Origin of the sequence: Ferruginibacter sp., assembly GCF_014377975.1 — a bacterium.
Lineage (GTDB): Bacteria > Bacteroidota > Bacteroidia > Chitinophagales > Chitinophagaceae > Ferruginibacter.
In genome coordinates this window covers 1-18149 of sequence record NZ_JACMOO010000188.1, presented here as the reverse complement: position 1 = coordinate 18149, position 18149 = coordinate 1, and the positions used below count along the sequence as shown (strand labels likewise).

Here is an 18149-nt window from a genome sequence, read left to right as displayed (position 1 = left end):
TGTGCCGTATACCTTTATGCCTGGCAGGCACCTGTTACGCCTGGCAATGCGCAATCGTTGCAGCCAATGGCTACGCCAGTATCGGATATCGATTATGTGTTAACGTAAGTTTTGACAACGGTTGCGGTATTGCGAAAGATAGCATGCATGTATTTGTTTTCAAAAGTATTTTTATACCGAAAGCTTTTTCGCCGAATGGCGATGGCTTGAATGATACCTGGCGAATTCCGGTTTTGGCTGCATTTCCTGCATTTGAGCTCACTGTGTTTAACAGGTTGGGACAAAAAGTGTTTCAAAATAAAAATGTCAATATACTCTGGGATGGTACTTTTAAAGGCAATACAGTTAGCGCCGGAGCGTATGTTTATATGATTGACCTTAAACAATTTCCCGGGGTATTAAAAGGGACTGTGCTAATTATACGATAATTAAAAATGGTAAGCTATTTTCTATCTCACCATATATTTTGAAATATAAAAAACCGTGTAAAACGTTCTTCGCTATTTTACTATTTTTTTGAGCACAAATGCGCAGAAATAAAAGCGTCATTCCCTGATATAGGTTTCGATGTTGGATATTCTTTTATAAATATACATCACCAGTTATTTTTTGAGCCTGAGTTAATTCTGCTTACAACTCCGGGATATGTCACTATCGTTAGTGCTTACGAAGCCATTCAACTTTCTTTAGGATACAATTACAGGTTTTAAGAATAGAGAACCTGATCACGTAAAATTATCAACCCATAAAAAAAAGATGCATTTAAAAATGCATCTTTTTTTTACGTAGAATATTCAAAATAGTTAAAAATTAAAAGCCAGTTTACTAAATAATCTTCTGCCATTAAAACCCATTTGTACAGATTCCCATGGGCCGCCTGCTTCGTTATCGAATGATTCCCGTCTTGCACTGTATACTGCTGCAAAATTAGGGTGTACATTAAACAAATTATCGGCACCTACAAAAAGGCTGACTTTTTTAGAGAATTTAAAAGAAAGAAATACATCCGTGGTTACTTTAGCTTTATAGTTAAAAACCTCTGGCTCAATGTGAACACCATCACCGGTAAAATTTGCATCCAAATACTTATCCTGGTCAACATATGGATCAATACCGCCAAAGCTGCCTGAAATAGTGGGATCACCCGGACCACCTGTATTTGCTAAATTACTGAAACCTGTCCAGCCAAAACCCTTTGTTTTCATGTTACCGAAATAAGTGAAGTTGGTACCAATACCCAATTTACCAATGCTGTATTCCAGGTTTAAATTAAATTTTGCTTTTGGCGCAGAGGCCAGTAAAAACGCTTCTTCCCGATCGCTGAAAAAAGTTTTTCTATGTCTATAACTGTCATCTAAAGCAGGAGGATAATGTACTTCGTCAACAACCATGTGTTGCAGATTTCCCGACAACAAAACCTTAAAGCTTTTATTGCCCCACTTTTTATTGTAATCAACTACAATGTCAAGTCCGATATTGGTAGTGTTTACCGCATTGTCAAAAAACTGTGCGGTAGCAACGTTCAATGCTTTTAATTTGTCTGTAAAGGCAGGCACTAATGTTGAATCATTCGCACTAAATAAACCTGATAACACAATCCTGTCTTTTACTTTAACTATATAGCCATCAACGGTAACGGTTAAGTTTTTAGCGGCTTTCCAGGCAAAACCCATACTCGAGTTGATAGAAGTTTCCTGTTTTAAATTAGGTATACCAGCCGCTTTGGTAACTTCGTCCGTGTTTCTTGAAATGCGGGATTGAACCAGCGTGCCACCACTAAAAGAAGTTAACGTATTGCTGAAATTAATTTGCTGCAACGATGGTGCTCTAAAGCCGGTACTCAATGACCCTCTTAAACTAAGTTTGTTTGACACTTTATACCTGGTAGCGATTTTTGAAGTATTTACAAATCCAAAATCAGAATAGTTCTCAAAGCGTATCGCAATATCCAGCAGCCATTTTTTTGTTACATTCATTTCTGCATCCGCATAACCACTCAGGTTGGTGCGGTGCTGATTCACTACATCCGTAGGGCTGAAACCCGGAAAACCCTGTGCGCCGGAAGCCTGTTCGGTTGAATTGGGATATTGTTTATAACTAGCTTCTTCTCCTTTGTAAATCGCATATTTTTCATACCTGAATTCTGTTCCAAGGCCTATATTAAGCCCTTCTCCAATTGAAGAAAAGGATTTACTAAAATCAAGATTGGTAGTGTTTTGCAGAAAATTGAAACCACCATCATCAAAATGTGTTTTAGAAATATCGCCAACGATGGAGGCGTTATACGTTTTATCACCGTAAAAGTGAAAATCATTTCTGCCGATGGTATTGCTCAAATCCCAGTTCCAGTCACCTGTTAGTTTGCCTTTAAATCCGGCAGCCAGTGAAATATCTTTTATATGGGTTTGAATATGCGGATTGAAATAGGTTTCGCCCCCGGTGGTTTTATGCATAATGGCAGGATCAAATATCAGGTTACCGCCCGCATCAATCGGAAAGCGGAAACTGTTAACACCTCCGCTATAGTTTCTTGAATAGGCAAATGCGTCAGAAGCCTTGTAATTGTATCCACCGAATGAATAAAAGGTAGTCTTTCCGCTGGTACCCACCGGAATTTCCATATTAAACATGGCACCGGCAGTTTTTACAGAGCCATCACCAAACGCACGTCGTCCGTTGTTGAGGGGCAAGGCATTTAGGTTTTTAGCAAGGTCTGTGTCACCAACCTGCCGGAAAGTTTTGGCTTGGGATAGCAGATCGAGCGAAAAGTTTACGAAACCTCCCCGTTTACCAATGGCTACACCATTGTTTACAGACAGCGAAACAGTTCCGCCATCAATGGGGTTACTGTAAACATATTCATTATTAGCACGGGAATTATACGAATTGTATTTCGTATCATCATATCCGCTCCATCCTGTGTTGATGGTCCAGTGATTGATATCTTTCTTTAACACAATATTTATTACACCCGCCATGGCATCAGAGCCATATTGCGCTGAGGCACCGTCGCGCAAAATTTCAATTCTATCTACTGCTGACTGTGGCAACGCATTTAGGTCAACACCTGAGTTACCTCTTCCTCTTGCACCAAACAGTGCTACAAATGCTGTCTGGTGGCGACGTTTGCCATTGATCAGTACCAGGGTTTGATCGGGGCCAAGGCCTCTTAATGTACCAAGGTCCACGTGATCTGCACCATCTGCACCACTTTGTTTATTGTAATTAAAGGAAGGAGCAGCCATATTTAAAATGGAAGTCAAATTCATTTTAGCGGTAGGCAAGCCAACCTGGTTTATTTTAATGACATCCACCGGCACAGCAGTTTCTGTTTTTGCTCTGCCTGCACCACGGGTTCCTAAAACTACAATGTCTCCTAAATCAACCAGTACGGCGTCCAGAGCAATTGAAATTTCTGATGCACCTTTTAAAGTAACCGAACGGGGAATATAACCAACAGAACTTATCTCCAACACATCATTGGCTGCTGCCTGTATGGTTAAAATACCATCACTATTAGAGGCCGCTCCCTTTTTAGTAGATTTTATTTTAGCAGATGCAGATAAGGGATTACCTGTTTTTGCATCGGTAATTTTTAGTGTAAATGTTTGTTGGGCAAATAATAGATTGCTACAAAAAAGTAAAAGAAATGATAAAGTTAAATTTTTCATAATTGATTGTTTTGGTTTTTCAAAGTTCATAATAAAAAATCTAAAAAATAAAAATACTTCGTAATCAGCAACTTGTTTCCTTTTTTGCGACTCACGTTGCGACGTTTTTTACATTAAATTATTATATCTATTTTATGGATTGTTATTTTTACTGAAGCGCTATTTTTTTATGGATTGTTATTTTTACTGAAGCGCTATTTTTGTAAAAAATGTTTATATACGGTATGTTTTCAAAACTGTTTAATAATTTAAAAATAACGAATCATTCATGGAGATAACTAACTGCACAGCAAAAGATATTGACACAATATTTGAATTCTATGATGCCGCTATTGCATATCAGAAAACAAAATTTTATAAACACTGGCAGGGTTTTGAAAAATCGCTTATTGAAAAGGAAATAAGAGAAAACAGGCAATATAAAATTGTGGTGGATGGAAGTATAGTCTGCATATTTGCGATTACTTTTAATGATCCGGTTATATGGGGCGAAAAGGATAAAGATCCTGCCATGTATATTCACAGAATTGTTACGCATCCCGCATTTAGAGGAAATAATTGTGTAAAAAATATTGTGGATTGGGCAATTGATTTTGGCCAAAAAAATGCCATTCAATTTGTGCGGTTAGACACCTGGGGCGACAATCAAAAACTAATTAACCATTATACCAATTGCGGCTTTACTTTTTTGGGGATATCAGAAAAAATAAGTGACGAAACTTTGCCGAAGCATTACGACTGCATTTCATTAAGTTTATTTGAAATTGTAATTAAAGACTGGAAAAAAATGAATAAACCTGGTGAAAGGGAAGGCGCATAATTGCTTATTTTATTAGAAATTTTAAAACCGCATTATACAAATTATCCAATCACATTGACTGCAAAACATGATTATCATAAAACCATAAACTCTTTTGACAGGTTCTAAAACTACTGATTTTAAAAAGTGGAAAAAAAGGACTGTATTATCTTTACTTTGATTCTTATAAAAATATTTTTTTCCATTAGATACCCATGAATAGGTCATGAAGATATCTACCAAAAAATAAATCAGCAGCCCATTATTCATTGTATGCTTCCAATGCTTTTTCCAAACAATCCATTGCTGCGTTGATATCGGTGATATTTAAAACATAAGCCAGGCGTACTTCCTGTTTACCTAAACCTGGTGTGCCGTAAAAGCCACTTGCCGGTGCCAGCATTAAAGTTTGTTTATTAAACTCAAATGATTCTAACAGCCACTGGCAAAATTTGTCGGCATCAGCTACAGGTAATTTAGCGATTGCATAAAATGCGCCACCAGGATTGGGACAAAAAACGCCGGGCATGGCATTTAGTCTTTTTACAATCGTGTCCCTGCGTTTTTTATATTCTGCTTTAATGTCATCAAAATAATTAAGGGGTAAGTCAACCGCTGCTTCTGCCAAAATTTGTGCAAAACCTGGCGGACTTAATCTTGCCTGCGCAAATTTTAAAACGGAATTTAATACCTCCTTGTTTTTTGTAACCAATGCTCCAATTCTACCGCCACAGGCACTGTACCTTTTGCTGATGGTATCCATTAAAATTACGTTGTCGTCAGCGCCTGTTAAATGCATGGCACTGGTATGAGTTCCTTCATAACAAAACTCACGATAAGCCTCATCCGAAAATAAAAACAGATTGTGTTTTACAATAATCTGTTTTAATAATTCCATCTCTTCTTTACTATATAAATAGCCCGTTGGGTTATTGGGGTTACAAATAATGATGGCTTTTGTTTTGGATGTAATGGCTTTTTCAAAATCTTCTATCGGCGGCAATGCAAAGCCGGTTTCGATGGAAGAAGTGATTGGCTTTACAATAACACCTGCTTCTATAGCAAAGCCATTGTAATTGGCGTAAAATGGTTCAGGAATAATTACTTCATCGCCGGCATCCATGCAAGCCATCATTGCAAAAACGATGGCCTCGCTGCCTCCGGTTGTAATAATGATTTGTTCGGCCGTTACATCAACGCTAACCCTGCTGTAATATTCCGCAAGTTTTTTACGATAGCTTTCATTGCCGGCACTGTGGCTATATTCAAGAATTTTAAAATCGCTGTTGCGTACTGCTGCTAAAATTTGTGGCGGGGTTTCAATATCGGGCTGACCAATGTTTAAGTGATATACTTTTGTACCTCTTTTTTTAGCAGCTTCTGCAAAAGGCACTAATTTACGAATGGGTGATGGGGGCATTTCATGACCACGTTTACTTATGCTTAACATTCTGCAAAGATAAAGGTGATATTGAGATATTGGAAGACAGATATTAGGATATTGTAAAGGAGACATTGGGATATTGGGATATTTACCGGTTCGTAGAACTTCAAAAAAGTAAAGGAAATGTTAACACCAATATCTCAATATCCCAATATCCCAATATCTCATCTTACTCTGAATCCTCTTAAAAAATCTGCAATTATCATTTTCTTTTTTCCCTCCAGTTGCAATTCTTTGATAGAAATATAACCATCTGTACAGGCAAATTGTAAAAATGTTTTTTGATCGGTTTCAAATTCGCCAGGGGCAAGTGCAGGCGTAGTTACTATTTTTTCCGCTTTAAACAATTTCAGTTTCTTTCCATTTAGAAATGTAAATGCGGCCGGATGGGGCGATAAGCCCCGGATTAAATTATATACTTCCTGCACAGACTTTGCCCAGTCAATGTTACAGGTTTCTGTAAATATTTTGGGTGCATGTTTTAGTTCCTTTATTTGGGTATTGTAATCGGTATGATTCACGCCAGTATTGGTTTGAATAGTTTCCTGGATGGTTCCGTCTGCCAGTTGCTGCAATGTTTTTAATAAAAGATCAGCCCCCATTATTTTCATCTGGTCATGTACTTCACCTGCCGTTTCATCTTCGGCAATGGCAAAACTTTGCTGCAATAAAATATTGCCGGTATCTATCTGGTGTTGCAGTTTAAAAGTGGTAACGCCGGTTTCTTTTTCACCATTGATAACGGCCCAGTTAATGGGTGCAGCGCCACGGTATTGCGGTAGCAACGAGCCATGTACATTGATGGTACCCATTGGTGGCATATCCCATACTATTTCTGGTAACATCCTAAACGCTACCACAATCTGAACATCTGCCTGCAATGCTTTTAACTGTTCTATAAATGCCGGATTCTTTAATTTTTCCGGTTGAAGAATTGTCATCCCTTTTTGAATCGCATATTTTTTTACATCGCTTTGTTGTAAATCCATTCCTCGTCCGCCAGGCTTATCGGGTGCTGTAATTACGCCCACAATATTGCAGCCCGCCTGCACCAGTTTATCTAAAGACGCTACTGCAAATTCCGGCGTGCCCATAAAAACAATGCGTAGTTCGTTCCATTTTTTCATCGGCGTAAAGGTAACCTCATTTGTAATAACCTGTTTGCGCCAGGCCCGCCAGGAGCAGCATGCATGATTGTTTGTTAAGTAATTGCAAACGAACAGTTTTACTACCATCAAATAATTCTAATGGCTGTATGTTACAGTATGAAAAGAAAAGATTTTTTCAATGTCCTGTTTTCTTCACAACCGGAAAGGTACCGGCCGCCAGCTACTCCTGCATTGACAGGTACTTTAAAAAAATATAAAAGTAAATGGGATGCTGCCGCAACGGTTCATTTTTTAAAGCATACCATGTTTGGTGCAAAGCCTGCGGATGTGCAGTTTTTTAAGAGCAGTTCTTTAAAAAAAACAGTTGCCGCAATGTTGCAGGCCGCACCAGCGCCAACGACAGCACCCGTCAATAATTATTCGGATGATAAAATTATTGATGAGCAGGTACCAAAGGGAAATACCTGGGTGAATGCCACCAATGGGAACGGACAAATCAACTACCGGCGCCGCAATTCGTATAAGCAATGGTGGATGGGATTGATGATTAACCAGGACAGGAGCATTACCGAAAAAATAGTATTGTTCTGGCACAATCATTTTGCCACCGAAACTAATATTGCGGAAAACCCTATGTATTGTTACCGTTACAATCTATTGCTTCGCCAACATGCATTGGGTAATTTTAAAACCCTGGTAAAAGCCATCACTACTGATTTGTGCATGCTGCGTTACCTGAATGGATATGCGAACACCAAAAAAGCCCCGGATGAAAATTATGGCCGCGAATTGCAGGAATTATTTACGGTAGGAAAAGGCCCGGGATCGCAGTACACAGAAGCAGATGTAAAAGCCGCGGCAAGAGTGCTGACAGGATATAAAATTGATAATAAAACCTTTACTTCTTCCTTTGATGCCAGCCGCCATGATACTGCTGATAAACAATTCTCCAACTTTTATAATAGTAGGCTTATCAAAGGCGGTAAAGGCGATGAAGGCACAAAAGAACTGGATGATTTAGTGGATATGATTTTTGAACAGGAGGAAGTGTCCAGGTTTATTTGCAGAAAACTTTACCGCTTTTTTGTTTTTTATACAATTGATATTGTTACAGAACAGCAGATTATTTTACCGCTTGCAAAAATTTTTCGCAAAAATAATTTTGAAATAAAACCGGTACTGGAAAGTCTTCTCAGCAGTCAGCATTTTTTTGATATAGCGCTGCGAAATACCACCATTAAAAGCCCTGCAGATTTTTGCATCGGGTTGATAAGGGAATTTAATGTGGCGTTTTTACCGCATGATGATTTGATGGCAGATTATTCAGTGTGGGAATTTGTACATGCACAGTCGGCCGCTATGCAGCAAAACATCGGCGATCCGCCAAACGTAGCCGGCTGGCCAGCCTATTACCAGCAGCCGGAATATTATAAACTCTGGATTAACTCAGATACGCTGCCCCGCCGCAACCAATACTCAGACAGGTTGATGGGTTATGGATTTACGGCAAAGAATGGCTGTAAAATAAATATTGATCCTGTAGTATATGCTTCGGCCCTGCCACATCCTGAAGATCCGGATGCGCTTATCAACGACTCCATAAAACTGCTGTATGCGGTAGATTTATCTGATGCTGAAAAGACCCATATAAAGAGCAATGTGCTTTTATCGAACCTGCAGGGAGACGCAGCCAATCATTACTGGACCAATGCCTGGAATGCTTTTATCGCAAAGCCGGATGAGCCGGTTAACAAAAAAGAAGTGACCAATAAATTAAAGAACCTGTACAAATATTTAATGAACAGGCCCGAATACCAGGTTTATTAAATAGCCTGCTAATTTTTTATGCTATGAAAAGAAGAACTTTTTTTAAATACACGCTTCCCTCCCTGGTGTTGCCCACTTTGTTGGGTGGTTTTAAATTAAATGCATTTGCGGGTAGCCCCCTGTTGCAAAATTTGCTGAACACAGGCAACAAAAACCGGGTGATGGTAGTAATACAATTAGCGGGTGGTAATGACGGATTAAATACCGTGATACCAATTGAGTTTTACGGAGCTTATAAAAATGCAAGATCAAATATCGCCATTGCAGAAGAAAAAATTTTACGGCTACATGGCAACGATACAACCGGATTAAATCCGGCGATGGGATGGATGCAGCAATTGTATAACCAGGATAAGCTGGCCATTGTACAGGCAGTAAGTTATCCGCAGCCAAGCTTTTCGCATTTCCGGGCTACCGATATCTGGTTAACAGGAGAAGAAAGTACTGAGGCATTCAATACCGGCTGGATGGGACGATACCTTAATCATTTGTATCCTGATTTTCCAAATCATTATCCCAACAGGCTTATGCCCGATCCGTTGGCAATACAAATAGGCTCGGTGGTTTCACCGGGTTTGCAGGGGCCTTCTTTTCCCATGGCGATGGCCATCAGTAACCCGGACAGTTTTTATAATATGCTAAATGAAAAACCCTTTAAGGGAACAACTTCAATGGCGCAGGATCAGTTGGATTATATCCGCCAGGTAGCAGAAAAAACAGACGCTTATGGCGATACAATAAAATTGGCGGCAAAGAAAATAATGAAACAATCTGCCAAATATCCAGATAAGGGGAAGAATGGATTAAGCGATCAGTTAAAAATTGTTTCGAGGCTGATTGCGGGAGGTTTACAAACACAGATTTATATGGTAAGTATGGGTGGTTTTGATACCCACGCCAAACAAACGGCTCCGGATAATACTGCCGTGGGGGTACATGCTAACCTGTTGCAAAAACTGTCAGAAGCGCTGGATGCTTTTATGGATGATCTTGCATTACAACAGGTGGCTGACAGGGTAGTGGGCATGACGTTCTCTGAATTTGGAAGGCGCATAAAATCCAATGCAAGTGGTGGAACTGACCATGGTGTGGCGGCTCCACTTTTTGTTTTTGGCCAGCCTGTCAGGGGCGGTATCATTGGCAGCAACCCATTGTTGCCGGTGCAGGCTACCGGCAACGATAATATTGCCATGCAGCATGATTTCAGGGCAGTGTATGCTTCTTTGTTAAAAGACTGGCTTGGGATGAAAACATCAGACATGCCAGGTATTTTGCAAAAGGATTTTGATACGCTTCCGTTGATAAAAATGGTATAAATAACTGCTGTGTGTAAATGCTTTTAGTCAAAATCTTTATACAATAAATATTTCTTCCTGATTTTTTTATAATTGCTTAACGCAGGTTCCCAACTCTTTCTTATTTCGGCTTCGGTTTTGCCCTGCTTCACCTGTTGCGCCAATTGATCGTTGCCTGCCAGTTTGTTGATGAAATTATTTTTTAAAAAGAAACTGTCTTTACCCGGGAAAATTTTATAGGCATACAGCAAATATTTTAACTGAATTTTTTTGTCCAGCTCTTTTAATATTTTTTCCGGTGTTCCGCTCAAATTCCATCCGTAACATTGCTGGTAATAACACTTGCTTATTTTGGCGCCCTCATTGGGTTTGGGCGTAAATGCATACATGGTTTTTGGTAAAGACGGATGCCCAAAAATCTGGAAAGGTTTATCCGTTCCCCTTCCTTCGCTTAACACGGTACCTTCAAAAAAACAGGTAGAGGGATAGAGATAGATACTTTGAATGTCTCTTATATTGGGAGAGGGTGCTACTGGTAAAATGTATTTGCTGTTATGATCGTAATTAACACATTTAATCACCAGGACATGAAAGGGAGTATCTGTTGTTGGTTTACTATTAATATTATATGTATTTATTTTATTGGCCTCCGGCGATAACCATTTTTCGCCTGCCAGCAGCAACGCATATTCGCCAATGGTGAGGCCGTACACTACCGGTATTGGCTGCATGCCGATGAAACTTTTAAACTTTGGATCCAGCACAGGGCCATCAACATAAAAGCCATTGGGATTTGGTCTGTCCAATATCAGCAAGGGCTTGTGATTTTCCAAAGCACTTTCAAGATAATATTGCAGGGAAGAGATGTAAGTATAAAAACGGGTGCCGATATCCTGGATGTCGAATACTAATATGTCCACCCCTTTTAAATCTTCGGCAATAGGCTTTTTATGATCGCCATATAAACTAATTACAGGGATGCCTGTATTTTTGTCTATTGCATTATTGATATCCTCACCTGCACCCGCGGTACCCCTGAAACCATGTTCGGGACCAAATATTTTTACTATTTTAATACCTCTTTTTACCAGTGTGTCTACCAGGTGTGTATTATTTACCCTACTTGTCTGATTGGCAAAAATGGCTACGGTCTTGCCTTTCAAAAGGGGAAGATATACTTCCATACGCTCTGCGCCAGGTACAATGCGGGTGCCTTTTATTGGCTTATTTATTGATTGTGCATGTGTGTTCAGAAATAATGGTAAAGCAATTACCAAAACAAAAAATTTGCGATGTGTCATCTTTCAAAGGTCTTTAAAGTTTTTTAATTGGGAGGTGTAGATTTTAATTAATAAATTGCCCAAAAACGAAACATTCCTGTTTTTTAACTGTTGCTGCATGTGGTTCATCATAGAAAAAAAGTACAAGAGTGCGACGCCAATGAAGCTAAATAGCAGTTAAATGTTTGGCCAAGAAATAAATTATAAACTATAATAAAAAAAATAAAAAAAATGGCACAAGTTAAAGAAGGGGATGTTGTAAAAGTACATTATACCGGCAAGTTAGTTAACGGGGAACAATTTGATTCTTCTGTGGGCAGAGAGCCATTGGAATTTACCGTGGGCGCAGGGCAGATGATTAAAGGGTTTGATGCCGCAATGCCGGGCATGAATGTAGGCGACAAAAAAACAATCAATATTGCACCCGAAGAAGGATATGGTCATAAAAGTGACGAGGCAATTATTGAGTTTCCAAAGGAGCAGATACCTGCCGATATGAAACTGGAACCGGGGATGCCGCTAACGCTTAGCAACCAGGAAGGACAGCCCGTACCTGTTATTGTTGTTGAAGTAAAAGAGGATGTGATTATTTTAGATGCCAATCATTTTTTAGCCGGGGAGGAACTGGTGTTTGATATTGAGCTGGTTGAAATAGTGTAATTATTTTAAATTGATGTGTAAGAGCAGTTTGTAATTTACGGACTGTTTTTTTATGCCAGTGATGCAATGGAACATGATTAAATTTACAGATACCATTTCAATATTTACAACTTAATCAATGATACAAATAAGTTCAGATAATATGGCCGAACGGTTTATGCGGTATGTGCAGATTGATACTCAGAGCGATCCGGTAAGCACATCACATCCGTCGACAGAAAAGCAAAAAGACCTTAGTAAATTATTGTACAAAGAACTGCTGGGAATGGGTATAACCGATGCGGACACAGACTCTTACGGGTACGTGTATGCTACAATACCCGGTAACAGCGATAAAAAAAATATCCCGGCCATTTGTTTTTGTGCGCACGTAGACACGGCGCCGGATTGCAGTGGTACCAATGTAAAACCTATTCATCACCGGTATTATGATGGAGCAGATATTGTATTGCCCGACGATACAGCGCAAGTACTTACTACCAATACATCGCCGTATTTAAAAGAACATATTAATCACGGAGTAATTACGGCCAGCGGTTTAACGCTGCTGGGTGCTGATGATAAAAGTGGTGTGGCAGCCATTATGGAAGCAGCACTTTTTTTTATGCAAAACCCCGCAGTAAAGCATGGCGATATAAAAATTTTGTTTACTCCCGATGAAGAGGTTGGTAAGGGTACGGCCAAAGTAGATATGCAAAAACTAGGTGCAAAGTTTGGCTATACTTTGGATGGGGGAGAAGCAGGCAGCCTGGAGGATGAAACCTTTAGTGCAGATGCGGCTACCATCACCATCAACGGGATAATTGTTCACCCCGGTTATGCAAAAAATAAACTGGTGAATGCTTTGAAAATTGCAGGGGCTGTATTGGATGCATTACCAAAAAATGAATGGAGTCCGGAAACAACTTCCGGTCAGGAAGGATTTGTACACCCGGTTGCTGTAAACGGTATTTCGGAAAAAGCTACCCTGCAATTTATAGTGAGGGATTTTACTTTGGCAGGTTTGCAGCACCACCACGACAGGCTTAAAAAAATTGCGGAAGAAGTGTTAGCAGGCTTTCCAGGGGCTACTTTGGAATATTCCGTTACTGAACAATACCGCAACATGAAAGCAGTGCTGGATCAGTATCCGCAGGTAGCAGCGTTTGCAGAAGAAGCTATTCAACGGGCAGGGTTGCCGGTAAAAAAAGAAAGTATTCGTGGCGGTACAGATGGCAGTAGGTTTAGTTATATCGGAATGCCTTGTGCGAATATATTTACGGGTATGCAAAATATTCACAGCAAGCTGGAATGGATAGGCACAAAAGATATGGCCAAAGCTGCTGAAACAATTGTGCATTTGAGTATGATTTGGGAAGAGAAAAGTGAATAAGCTAATAAGCTAATTTGATAATCGGCAACTGTCAGCCAACGGCACATCAAAGATTTTTACCGTGCTGTTTAAAAATACTTACCTTCATTTTAAATTATAAAATTATGGATTTATTAAAAGAATTATGGTGGGTTATCCCTATTTTTTTACTAATTGCAGGGGGACTGTTTACCGTTAACCAGGGAACCATTGGTGTAGTAACCCGCCTGGGGAAATACCACAGCATTAAAATGCCGGGCCTAAATTTTAAAGTTCCTTTTTTAGACCAGCTGTATAAAAGAGTCAGTATTCAAAATCGCTCTGTTGAACTGGAGTTTCAGGCTGTAACGGTTGACCAGGCCAATGTGTATTTTAAATCCATGTTATTGTATTCGGTACTCAATATTGATGAAGATACCATTAAAAATGTGGCTTTTAAATTTATCAGTGAAAAAGATCTGATGCAGGCATTGATCCGCACGGTAGAAGGAAGTATTCGTGCATTTGTATCTACCAAAAAACAGGCAGAAGTACTAAATGTACGCAGGGACATTGTTGAAAATGTAAAAGAACAGGTAGATGTACAACTGGAAAGCTGGGGTTATCATTTGCAGGATCTGCAGATCAACGACATCACTTTTGATGAAGCCATTATTACCAGCATGAGCAAGGTTGTGGCCAGTAATAATTTAAAAGCAGCTGCTGAAAACGAAGGACAAGCCTTGCTGATTACTAAAACAAAAGCAGCAGAAGCTGAAGGCAATGCCATCAAAATTGCGGCAGAAGCTGAAAGGCAGGCGGCCCAATTGCGTGGACAAGGTGTGGCATTATTTAGAGAAGAAGTAGCCAAGGGAATGAGCCAGGCGGCAGAACAAATGAAACAAGCTAACCTGGATACCAATGTAATTTTATTCAGCATGTGGACCGAGGCCATTAAGAATTTTGCGGAGTATGGAAAGGGCAACGTTATTTTTTTAGATGGCAGCAGCGAAGGCATGGAAAAAACCATGCGCCAAATAATGGCTATGCAGCAAATGGATGGAAAGAAAATATGATACCAATAAAATATTTATTACAAGAGCCGGATTTTATCCGGCTCTTGTTGTAAATTTTACTTTAACATTTATTTGTAGCGCAATTGATGTTTGTTTGCGTTACAAATATTATTTACAATCTACCGGCATAATTATCCTGCAATAAAAAACGGAAATAATTACATTTGCCTTAAATCAGTTAAACATGTTTGATATTCTATTACAGATAGACAGTACCAAAGTTGCCACAGAATTGTTATCTCAAAAATCGGAAAACGTTTGGGGCGTACTGGCAAAGGGAGGCTTGCTGATGATTCCTTTACTATCCTTACTGGTAGTGGCTATTTTCTTTTTTATTGAACGATGGATCACGATCAGTAAAGCTGCAAAAATTGAAGATAATTTTATGAGCATCATCCGGGATAATATTGTTTCGGGCAATGTTACGGCAGCCCGGAACCTGGCAAAAAATACCAATAACCCCGTTGCTAAAGTCATTGATAAAGGCATGCAGCGCATTGGTAAACCTATTGATGCCATCGAAAAAAGTATGGACAATGTTGGCGTATTGGAAATGTATAAACTGGAAAAGAATTTATCCATCATATCCATCATAGCACGCATTGCCCCGCTGTTTGGTTTTTTGGGGACCATTATTGGTATGCTGGCACTTTTTAAAGGGATTGCTGCCACTTCAGAATATACACCCAATACCATTGCTGATGGTATCTATATTAAAATGATTACTTCGGCAACGGGTTTAATTATTGGTATCCTGGCTTACCTGGCGCATAGTTTTTTACAGGCACAAATTGCCCGGATAGAAAATAAGATAGATGCAGCGAGTGCTGAGTTTGTAGATATATTGCAAGAACCAACACGGTAATTGATTACACGGATTGAAAACGGATTACACTGATTTTTTAAAAGATTGAATACACTGGCGAATAGTAATTATCCTGAATTTGGTAAATTCTAATTTGTAATAGTTGTATTAATTGGTGTAATAAAAATAGAAAACAATATGAGCTTAAGAAAAAAATTTAAGGTAGAGGGTGATGAAGTAGATACCGGTCCGTTGAACGATATTCTTTTTATCCTGATGTTTTTTTTTCTGATCATTTCTACATTGGCTAACCCCAATGTAATAAAGTTGAGTAACCCCAAAGCTAAAAGCGATACAAAGGCCAAGCAAAGCGTAATTGTAAGTATTGATAAAAACCGCATTGTACATGTGGGTCAACAAAAGATATTGTTTGATTCTCTGGAGTCATCTTTAAGAACTCATATTCATGTAGGTGATAGTATAAAGCCGGCCGTGGTGATCAATGCAGATTCAATGGTGGTATGGAAAGACATTGTAAAAATTATGAGTATTGCTAAAAAACTGGGTGCTACTACTTCGGCATCGGTTAGCAATCAATAAGCTGCTGTTACCATTCTTTCTTTGCCAAAAATGTCTTTTTTTATTTCAACCCTGCTATAATTTTCTTCAAACAAAGCTTTTGTTTCTTTGGCAAAATTTTCATGTGTTTCCATAAAAATCTTCCCGTTTTTGGTAAGATTGGTTTTACCGAAGTCAGCGATCTTTTTATAAAATAACAAGGGCAAGTTATCCGGTACAAACAATGCCTGGTGTGGCTCGTATGCAGTTACATTGATATCCAGTTTTTCTTTTTCGTTCAAAGGAATGTAGGGTGGGTTACTGATGATGATATCAAACATAGGTAAACCAACCCATTGCGGTTCATCTAAAAAATCAATGGTCAAAAACTGAATATTGGTTTTAAGATTGGCGGCATTTTCTCCCGCTACCAACAAAGCATATTCACTTACATCTATGGCAGTAACAAATGCGGTGGGCATATTTTTCTTTACGGCGATGGCAATACATCCGCTACCTGTGCCGATATCCAGTATGTTTAACGGCTTTTCAAAATGCCCTGCCTCAGTCAACACCAGTTCAACCAGCTCTTCGGTTTCGGGTCTGGGTATCAGTACACGTTCGTTCACTTTCAGTTTCATTTTGTAAAACCAGGCTTCGCCTAATACATACTGAACCGGTTTGTGTTGTAATAAAGCATTCAGTGCGCTGTTTAAATGTGCAATGATGGCAACTGGTAAAATTTGTTCCGGATTTCTTATTGTATCAAAACGTGTGCAACCTGCAATGCTTTCAAACACCCAATCTGTAATAACGGTAGCTTCCCGGGTAGTAAAAATCGCCTGTAATTTGTCTAAAAAATAGCGATATTGTTTGTAGACTGTCATCTTAGCAAACTTACTTTATTTTTCTATACTTAAATTTGCCGCCTGAATACACATGAAACATATATGCACCGCTGCCTGCAACTGGCAAAACTGGGAGCTGGCCAGGTTGCCCCCAATCCGATGGTGGGAGCGATGCTTGTTTACCAGGATTGTATCATTGGCGAAGGCTACCATAAGCAATATGGCCAGGCACATGCAGAGGTAAACTGTATCAACAGTGTTAGTGAAGCCAATCAGTTACTGATTGAAAAAAGCACCTTGTACGTTTCATTGGAACCTTGTGCACACTATGGCAAAACGCCTCCCTGCGCCGATCTTATCATCCAAAAAAAAATTGCACAGGTAGTAATTGGCTGCAGGGATAGTTATGAAGAAGTGAATGGCCGCGGCATAGAAAAATTATTGAAGGCAGGCGTGGGGGTGGTAGCGGGAATATTGGAAAAAGAGGCACTTGACTTAAACAAACGGTTTTTTACTTTTCACACAAAGAAGCACCCTTATATTATTTTAAAATGGGCGCAAAGCCAGGATGGAAAAATAGCGAAGGAAGATTTTTCAGCGGTAAAAATCAGCCATGATGTTACCAACCGGCTGGCGCACAAATGGCGTAGTGAAGAGGCGGCCATACTGGTAGCAACCAATACTGCCCAATATGATAATCCTTCGCTAACCAACAGGCTGTGGCAGGGCAATAACCCAACAAGGCTGGTAATTGACTGGCAATTGAAATTACCCGAATCGTTGCATCTTTTTGATCGGTCGGTAAAGACAATCGTATTTAATCAGCTAAAAGACGAAGAAAGAAACGGATTATTATTTTATAAGTTATCCGAAGAAAAAAAATTACTCCCTGGGTTATTAAATGCTTTGTACCAGTTAAAAATTCAAAGTGTATTGGTGGAAGGTGGCGCAAAATTATTACAATCATTTATTGATGCAGATTGCTGGGATGAAGCAAGGGTAATTACGAATGAAGAAATGAGGATTGGCCATGGAATTCAATCGCCTCAATTAAAAAATAATTATTTAACTGAAGCAGATAAAATTGGTCATGACATTGTATCTTATTATGTTAGAACTGAGCAGTAAGTAAAAAATTTTAGAGTTAAAAAAGGTGTACAATTGTAACACGCCTACCGTTAAACCGCAAGTAAAAAACAACAATACATTGACACCAGCAACCGAAACAACATTTTACTACACCATTGAAAAACCTTCTGTAGAAGAATTTAAGGAGCGGGGCAGTAAATTTATTGCTTATGCTTTCCCCATAGAAACTGTGGATGAATTTAAAAAGCAGTTGCAACAATTAAAGAAAGAGCATCCCAAAGCAGTACATCATTGTTTTGCTTACAGGCTTGGTACTGACGGAAATAGTTTCAGGATAAGTGATGATGGCGAGCCTTCT

General features: G+C 39.2%; 16 protein-coding genes. 11 read left to right on the top strand and 5 right to left on the bottom strand.

Annotated features, from left to right (window positions below; genetic code table 11):
* The coding region (locus H7254_RS11040; protein WP_301933018.1) for a gliding motility-associated C-terminal domain-containing protein at nucleotides 1-428 on the top strand (428 nt) is incomplete at its 5' end.
* A 375-nt stretch (nucleotides 429-803) separates the two neighbouring features.
* Here the strand turns inward: H7254_RS11040 and H7254_RS11035 are convergent.
* Entirely contained in the window at nucleotides 804-3671 is a 2868-nt protein-coding gene (locus H7254_RS11035; RefSeq protein ID WP_301933017.1) for a TonB-dependent receptor, read from the bottom strand.
* Nucleotides 3672-3939: 268 nt separating this feature from the next.
* Between H7254_RS11035 and H7254_RS11030 the strand changes: the two genes are divergently transcribed.
* Entirely contained in the window at nucleotides 3940-4491 is a 552-nt protein-coding gene (locus H7254_RS11030) for a GNAT family N-acetyltransferase (RefSeq protein ID WP_301933016.1), read from the top strand.
* Nucleotides 4492-4732: 241 nt separating this feature from the next.
* Here H7254_RS11030 and H7254_RS11025 read toward each other — a convergent pair whose 3' ends face one another.
* Together H7254_RS11025 and fmt are read right to left on the bottom strand one after the other, a co-directional pair.
* Entirely contained in the window at nucleotides 4733-5920 is a 1188-nt protein-coding gene (locus tag H7254_RS11025) for a pyridoxal phosphate-dependent aminotransferase (protein WP_301933015.1), read from the bottom strand.
* Nucleotides 5921-6078: 158 nt separating this feature from the next.
* Nucleotides 6079-7149 (bottom strand): methionyl-tRNA formyltransferase, encoded by a 1071-nt coding sequence (fmt, locus tag H7254_RS11020; protein WP_301933014.1) that lies wholly within the window; start codon nucleotides 7147-7149, stop codon nucleotides 6079-6081.
* Between the two features lie 12 nt (nucleotides 7150-7161).
* Here fmt and H7254_RS11015 point away from each other — a divergent pair, with 12 nt between their 5' ends.
* Nucleotides 7162-8850: a DUF1800 family protein gene (locus H7254_RS11015; protein ID WP_301933013.1), complete on the top strand. Its 1689-nt coding sequence runs from the start codon at nucleotides 7162-7164 to the stop codon at nucleotides 8848-8850.
* Nucleotides 8851-8873: 23 nt separating this feature from the next.
* Nucleotides 8874-10166, top strand: coding sequence for a DUF1501 domain-containing protein (locus H7254_RS11010; RefSeq protein ID WP_301933012.1), 1293 nt, complete (start codon nucleotides 8874-8876; stop codon nucleotides 10164-10166).
* A gap of 23 nt (nucleotides 10167-10189) precedes the next feature.
* Here the strand turns inward: H7254_RS11010 and H7254_RS11005 are convergent, their stop codons facing one another.
* The gene (locus H7254_RS11005; protein WP_301933011.1) at nucleotides 10190-11446 is read right to left on the bottom strand and encodes a DUF1343 domain-containing protein; all 1257 of its coding nucleotides are present in this window, start codon (nucleotides 11444-11446) and stop codon (nucleotides 10190-10192) included.
* 210 nt (nucleotides 11447-11656) lie between these two features.
* Here H7254_RS11005 and H7254_RS11000 point away from each other — a divergent pair, with 210 nt between their 5' ends.
* The 5 genes from H7254_RS11000 to H7254_RS10980 all read left to right on the top strand — a co-directional run bounded on the left by H7254_RS11000 (nucleotide 11657) and on the right by H7254_RS10980 (nucleotide 15896).
* A complete protein-coding gene (locus H7254_RS11000; protein WP_301933010.1) occupies nucleotides 11657-12085 on the top strand; it encodes a peptidylprolyl isomerase in 429 nt (142 codons plus the stop codon).
* Nucleotides 12086-12203: 118 nt separating this feature from the next.
* Complete coding sequence (gene pepT, locus H7254_RS10995) at nucleotides 12204-13457, top strand: peptidase T (protein ID WP_301933009.1); 1254 nt, start codon at nucleotides 12204-12206, stop codon at nucleotides 13455-13457.
* A 104-nt stretch (nucleotides 13458-13561) separates the two neighbouring features.
* Nucleotides 13562-14491, top strand: a complete 930-nt coding sequence (locus tag H7254_RS10990; RefSeq protein WP_301933008.1) for an SPFH domain-containing protein — start codon at nucleotides 13562-13564, stop codon at nucleotides 14489-14491.
* 184 nt (nucleotides 14492-14675) lie between these two features.
* Nucleotides 14676-15356 (top strand): MotA/TolQ/ExbB proton channel family protein, encoded by a 681-nt coding sequence (locus tag H7254_RS10985; protein ID WP_301922253.1) that lies wholly within the window; start codon nucleotides 14676-14678, stop codon nucleotides 15354-15356.
* A 138-nt stretch (nucleotides 15357-15494) separates the two neighbouring features.
* Complete coding sequence (locus H7254_RS10980; protein ID WP_301922252.1) at nucleotides 15495-15896, top strand: biopolymer transporter ExbD; 402 nt, start codon at nucleotides 15495-15497, stop codon at nucleotides 15894-15896.
* On the opposite strand, the gene prmC is transcribed toward H7254_RS10980, so the two are convergent.
* Nucleotides 15890-16741, bottom strand: coding sequence for a peptide chain release factor N(5)-glutamine methyltransferase (gene prmC, locus H7254_RS10975; protein ID WP_301933007.1), 852 nt, complete (start codon nucleotides 16739-16741; stop codon nucleotides 15890-15892). The two genes, H7254_RS10980 and prmC, sit on opposite strands and share 7 nt — an antisense overlap.
* 33 nt (nucleotides 16742-16774) lie before the next feature.
* Here prmC and ribD point away from each other — a divergent pair, with 33 nt between their 5' ends.
* Nucleotides 16775-17830: a bifunctional diaminohydroxyphosphoribosylaminopyrimidine deaminase/5-amino-6-(5-phosphoribosylamino)uracil reductase RibD gene (gene ribD / locus H7254_RS10970; protein WP_367875439.1), complete on the top strand. Its 1056-nt coding sequence runs from the start codon at nucleotides 16775-16777 to the stop codon at nucleotides 17828-17830.
* Between the two features lie 79 nt (nucleotides 17831-17909).
* On the top strand, nucleotides 17910-18149 hold a 240-nt coding region (locus tag H7254_RS10965), incomplete at its 3' end, for a YigZ family protein (RefSeq protein ID WP_301933006.1).